Source organism: Ferroplasma sp. (assembly GCF_037442045.1).
Lineage (GTDB): Archaea > Thermoplasmatota > Thermoplasmata > Thermoplasmatales > Thermoplasmataceae > Ferroplasma.
In genome coordinates this window covers 21,016-27,015 of the sequence record NZ_JBBIRC010000015.1, presented here as the reverse complement: position 1 = coordinate 27,015, position 6,000 = coordinate 21,016, and the positions used below count along the sequence as shown (strand labels likewise).

Genomic DNA, 6,000 nt, shown 5'->3' with positions numbered 1-6,000 from the left:
TTGATGGCATGGGAAATAAGATATCATGGATATATATGGATACACCGGGGTTTATTAAAGATCCTAAGCTGTTCAGGAAGTCAATGGGCCGTGTAATCCAGATCAGAAACAACAGAATGAGGCAGGAAGCTATAAAGGAAGCAGATATAATAATAACCACTTCCGGGATGCTTGATGGTGGGCCTGTTCTTGGATATATAGATGCTTACGCTAACGATCCAAAATCTGCAATATTCCTTACTGGATACCAGGTAGATGGAACAAATGGAAGAAGCCTTATTGAAAATGGAACAATACAGATTGCCGGTGCTACAATCAAACCAGCAATGAAAATTGATTTCTTTGATCTTTCTGCTCATGCAGGTCATTCAGACCTTGTAAAGTTTGTAAAAGGAGTAGATCCAGAAGTAGTAGTATTATGCCATGGAGATCAGAGAGAGAAGCTTGAAGAAGCACTTCCTGAATACAAATTTATATTGCCTTTTAATGGCCATGAATTTGAAATAAATTAATTTCTATAATATTTTTTATATAATTTTTCGTAGGCATAATTTATATTTTTCATTTTTTCCGAATAATTATCCTGATTTTCCTGTGATGCCAGATCTGGATGGTATATTTTAGCCATTTTTCTATATGCATTTTTGATAATTTCTGGATTATTAGTTGGTTCTATTTCCAGTGTTTCAAACAACTTAGTTTCTTCATCTACAGATTTCTCTGGTGCTTCATTTTTGTAATTTTTCTCATCCATATATTCATAAAAAACATAGCCTTCCTTTATGGCCATTCCATATTTTTCAGAGGCTTTCATTAAGGTTTGTACAACTATTGACGATACTTTGTGTTTCAATGATTTATCTATGAATATATGTGCAAATGCTCTATGCCCTTCATTATTATGGTAATAGCAAAGAATTATTCCATTATTAACACTATCAGCAAGGCTGAATGTCCACTGAGTATCTCCAAATTTATCAAAAACGTTCTGCCTGTAAAGCACTTTTCTCTGAAGCAGATTGCCATTTACAGAGATTTTGGCTAATTTTTTGCCATTATAAATTATTGAATCATCCGAAATCCAGTAAAGAAAGATATACTGGTAGACTTTTTTGCCATTAAATCCTGATAAATCATTGTCAAAGAAAAGCCTGTTATTCTTTTTCTTAATCTTTTCTGGGATGCCAAAATCCGAAAATGGAACATAATCTGGTATGCTCATAAGGCTTAGTTATTCAGGCATGGTATAAATATTTGCAGTGCCATACAATTCCCATAGAAATACTTATATTAGATTCTAAAATATCGAAAGCGGGCTCGTGGCCTAGTATGGATAAGGCACCGTCCTTCTAAGTCGGTGATCGTGGGTCCAAATCCCACCGGGCCCGTAAAATGCTATTTTCAGTTTTTTTATCGGATTTTTTTCTAACTATTATACTAATTATCTCAACCCATACTTATTGCATAAGCCATAAAATCTATTTACAAACACTTAAAGCACGAAAGCCACTGAGCTTGCGATGTGGATGAAGTGTGAAGGTTTATAATAAAGTATGTATTCCTATATTCAATGATTAAAGCCTTGAAGGTGCGATTATATCCCAGTAAGGAACAGATCATCCTTCTAGAAAAGCACTTCGGGGCAAACCATTTTATATGGAACCATTTTCTTGAAGCCAGAACTGAATATTACGCTGAATCCAAAGCCGAGGGAAGGCACAGGGAATGAACTATTTCCAGGCATGTAAGATGCTTCCGCAATTGAAGAGAGATTTTTCCTGGCTTGCGGAAATCAATTCACAATCACTCCAGCAGACGTTGAGGAAGCTTGATAACGCCTTTACTGCATTCTTCAGAAAAAACAGTGCATACCCTAAATTCCGATCAAAGAAAGACAACCAGTATTTTATTGTTCCTTTAAATGCAAGAATCGAAGGAAACAGAATTATAATGCCCAAATTCCTTAAAGGAATGGTGTTCAGGGATCATTTTGATACTTCTCAGATTACTAATATAAACCAGGTTATTGTCACCAGGGATGTGGAACGCTATTACGCATCGATCCTGTATGAAACCAATGCTGCATTGGATCAAGCAAAAGGCTTAATGGGTATTGATCTGGGAATTAAACACTTCATTACCACATCAGATGGAATACAGGTTGAACCCTTAAACAGTTACAGGAAAATGGAGAAGAAACTTAAAAGAGAACAGAGAAAGCTTTCAAGAAAGAAAAAAGGGTCAAACAACAGGAAGAAACAGATAGTCAATGTACAGAAAATCTATCAGCATATCAGGGATGTAAGAACGGACTTCAACCATAAGGTGTCAGGTGTGATAGCCAAGCATTACGGCACAGTTGTGATTGAAGACCTGAACATTCAGGGGATGCAGAGGATGTCAGCAAATATTGATATTGCCTCATCGCCCTTTGATGTGAGCAAAATAAAGTCAGTTCTATTGGAAATAACTTATATTGTTCAATTCTTAACATATTTATTGTACAGTTAGTTTAAAATAATACAATTTCTTTCTTATTGTTTTACTGTAAGGTTTCTGAAATAATTTTAAATATTTTTCCATATATCAAACTATTCTCACATTTTATAAGCTGCCATTAAATAATATAACATTGTTTTAGGGAAATATTATCATAATTGTTACAATCAAATTTAAATTTGCAAAAAATATAAGTATAGTATACAGATAAAATACGTATGAATACAGATGTTGTTCCGTTGAGGCTGGAAAAACAACGTTAACTGAAATAGACAAAATGGTAGAAGCTTGTATTTTCGATTCAAGAAATGCAGCATTAAATACAATTATAAACCCAGGAATGAAAAAACTTTAACCTCTGGGATAATTATTACGCATATCAAATAACTAGGATCAGGATTATGATGATATGGTATCCTTACGCCTCGATAATGCATTGAATAAATTTATAATGGAATGTGACAAATTTTGAATTATTTTGATACGAACGTAGTTATACTTCTTTTGGACGGAAAAGTATATTATCTCATGTATTGTTTTTAATTAGTCTTGCATTTTTATCACTTCCAAATATAAATTATGCAAGACCTTATTAATTTTACAGCAAATTACTTACACTACCAGTTTTTACTGAAATTCTCTTAGATTTTTTATTTATTTTTGATGTTTTATAAAATGTTGGAATCAAAAATTAGATTTTAGGAGTTATTTGAAAATATCTTCGGTAATAATAATGTAACTAATCTTCTAGATTTATATTTGTACAGGATAAATTTAATCGTTGGTTAATAATAGACAAATTTATCTAAATTTGAATTATTTTGTATGAAATATAATTGTGAACTAAACACTTAGGCATTTTATTTGCATATTATCTTTACAAGAATCTGAATTAATATAAAATATGGATTATACAATGTTATTAGCAGTTTATTTAAATTCTGCGCAATATAAAGGTTTGTATTGCCTTTTTCCATCAAATATGCTTTGATAGAGGCATACGCTTTCTATAACAACACTATAATTCAATTGAATAGTTTTAATGTTTATGTAATTTTTAGACCTGTAAAGAGTAATATGTGGAACAAAATTTTTGTTTTTTACATTTAGAATATCCATTAGATTATTGAAAAAAGGAATAACATCAATTGCAAGAGAAAGGTATATGATTCTAGCATGATCGTTGCTGGGAAATCCACCTATTCCCGTTATTTTTGTATTTATTTTACTGTATTTTATATACATCATTTTCTCTATAATTTCAGTGATTTTGCTTTCATTGATATCGCCAAAGAAATAATATGTTAAGTGCAACAATGATATATTAGTTTTCTTTCCAGGAAAAACTAAAGAATCGTAAAATTCCTGATCTATATCGGTTTTTGACCCAATAAAAATTCGCGATAAAAGGTTTTCTTTCATATTAGTGAATAATTTCATTAATGTATATCATCTTTGCATCCATACATTAGATTGTGCTAAAAATTTGATATGTGCTCATGCATCATTTATGCAATTTAAATAATAAATCATAGGATATAACTAAGATAAAATCATCAATCAATATTACAAATCAAAAGTTTATTTAATTATTGTAATTACAATACTTCCAGATCATGAGATAAGGAATTCATGTTAATGCTTTTATTATCTGTAATTAAAACAATATCTTCAATCCTAATACCAAATTTGCCAGGAACATAAATGCCAGGTTCTATAGTAATTGTATTCCCAGGCAAGTATAACTCTGTATTTTTGAAATCAACGTAAGGGTTTTCATGTTCATCAAGTCCGATTCCATGACCTGTTCTGTGTATGAAATATTTTCCATATCCAGATTTTGCAATTACCTCCCTTACTATACCGTCAAGATCTCTGCCATTTATGGCACTTGAAGCATTTTCACATCCTACTTTCTGAGCTTTTTTTACTGTATTATAAGCATTCAAAAAATCATCATCAGGTTTTCCATAAACGAAAGTTCTTGTCATATCAGAACAGTACATATTGTACCTGCTTCCAAAATCAATTACAACGCATTGATTTTTCTTGAGTTTTGTACTGTCTGGCATATGATGTGGATTTGCAGCATTCTCTCCAAAAGAAACTATAGTTGGAAATGCAAGCCCTGATGCACCATTTTCCTCCATATTGGCGTCCAGAATATGGGAGAATTGCCTTTCAGTTATATTTTCAGAAATATCTGGCAATGATTGTTTTAATGATTTTTCAGATATTTCTATTGCCTTCTTTATATTCTCTATTTCTGTCTTATCTTTTATGGACCTTAATTGTGATATTTCGCTGTCAATTAATTCAATATTCTTATCAAAGAATAACATTTTATATGCAAAAATGGGAAAATTGTGTTCAAGTCCAATGGAATCATAATGCCGGGCAAATTGTAATTTTAAAATATTCCAGGGATCAACAGAATCATCCCAGGAAACCACATCAATATTTTTTATGGCACCTGCTTCCTGCTTATGCAATTCAGGTACCAAAAGTATATCCTTTGTTCCTGTTAGAATTAGTGCAATCAGCCTATCAACTCCTTCGGCGTAGAATCCAGTAAAATAATATATGTTTACCGGATTTAATATTATATATGCCGAATCACCTTTATTCATAATCCTCTTTAACTTCGCTCTTCTAATGTAAAATATATCATTTAATTGCATTAGTTTCTATATAATCGGTGTATTAAAAGTTTCTCAATTGAGTATCAAAGATGGCAGTATTTTAACAGGCACTGATGTTGTGAAATTTGTTAACAATGTTAACAGACTCCTTTGGAAGTTATCATCTTTTTGGTGCTTAAACTTCGTGGGTGCAACCCAACACCCTCTATCCCTATAATGATTCCGTGATTGCTTTTCTTATCATATTGTATGCAGCATTGGCATCTGCATTAATTATTATTCCTTTAGATGTTCTGAATAAGCCCCCTGATATCCTCTTTCCTGCATACTTATTATGATGCTCTATTTTTTCATTATCAGGGAATGATGTCTTGTCTGTATATGATTCATCAATAACTATGGTTTGTATTCCTGATTCTTCTGCTTTATATATTATCCTGGATATTAGCTTATTATATGGTATTTAAACAAACTTCTGGTTATTCTTATGTCCCATGTTCACATTCTGCTTCCAGCCTTGATTTTGCTGTTGATACACAGGCATAGAGAACAGTTTTCCTCTTTACATCCTTATTAAGTATCTTATAAATATCTTCCTCGTTGTAATTGTACCTCTTATTGGGCATGAAGTGTCCTTCTGGATATCTGCAATAAATTCATGAATTCTTCGGCTTTCATTGTTAATAGCATACATGTCAATAGTACATAAGAGTATCACTATAATTGATTATATTTTCTAACTCTACTAATTAACCAAATAGCATGATTATTTATCGGAAAACTCACCTCCCTATAGGCATTTCAAATTTTAACAGGGTAAAACCTTAAATTCATTAAATGCTGAGAGATAAATTCCTAA

Annotated in this window: 6 protein-coding genes, 1 tRNA gene and 1 pseudogene; 4 read left to right on the top strand and 4 right to left on the bottom strand. The window is 31.8% G+C overall.

Annotated elements, in window-relative coordinates:
* Window positions 1–512, top strand: a 512-nt coding sequence (locus tag WKI77_RS03405; protein WP_337860425.1) for an MBL fold metallo-hydrolase, incomplete at its 5' end; no start/stop codon positions are given.
* On the opposite strand, the gene WKI77_RS03400 is transcribed toward WKI77_RS03405, so the two are convergent.
* Entirely contained in the window at window positions 509–1,222 is a 714-nt protein-coding gene (locus WKI77_RS03400) for a DnaJ domain-containing protein (protein WP_337860424.1), read from the bottom strand. The genes WKI77_RS03405 and WKI77_RS03400 overlap by 4 nt on opposite strands.
* Before the next feature lie 91 nt (window positions 1,223–1,313).
* Here WKI77_RS03400 and WKI77_RS03395 point away from each other — a divergent pair.
* The 3 genes from WKI77_RS03395 (at window position 1,314) to WKI77_RS03385 (ending at window position 2,511) form a co-directional block, all read left to right on the top strand.
* Window positions 1,314–1,388 (top strand) — tRNA-Arg (locus WKI77_RS03395).
* 182 nt (window positions 1,389–1,570) lie between these two features.
* Entirely contained in the window at window positions 1,571–1,729 is a 159-nt protein-coding gene (locus tag WKI77_RS03390; protein ID WP_337860423.1) for a helix-turn-helix domain-containing protein, read from the top strand.
* Window positions 1,726–2,511 (top strand): transposase, encoded by a 786-nt coding sequence (locus WKI77_RS03385; protein WP_337860422.1) that lies wholly within the window; start codon window positions 1,726–1,728, stop codon window positions 2,509–2,511. The genes WKI77_RS03390 and WKI77_RS03385 overlap by 4 nt, the downstream gene beginning before the upstream one ends.
* A gap of 918 nt (window positions 2,512–3,429) precedes the next feature.
* Here the strand turns inward: WKI77_RS03385 and WKI77_RS03380 are convergent.
* The 3 genes and pseudogenes from WKI77_RS03380 to WKI77_RS03370 form a co-directional block, all read right to left on the bottom strand.
* A complete protein-coding gene (locus WKI77_RS03380; protein WP_337860421.1) occupies window positions 3,430–3,921 on the bottom strand; it encodes a 2'-5' RNA ligase family protein in 492 nt (163 codons plus the stop codon).
* Between the two features lie 176 nt (window positions 3,922–4,097).
* Window positions 4,098–5,180 carry a Xaa-Pro peptidase family protein gene (locus WKI77_RS03375; protein WP_337860420.1) on the bottom strand — a complete coding sequence of 361 codons (1,083 nt, stop codon included), beginning with the start codon at window positions 5,178–5,180 and terminating at the stop codon, window positions 4,098–4,100.
* Between the two features lie 464 nt (window positions 5,181–5,644).
* A pseudogene (locus WKI77_RS03370) lies at window positions 5,645–5,819 on the bottom strand (IS607 family transposase); the annotation flags it as partial.
* Window positions 5,820–6,000 lie beyond the last annotated feature (181 nt).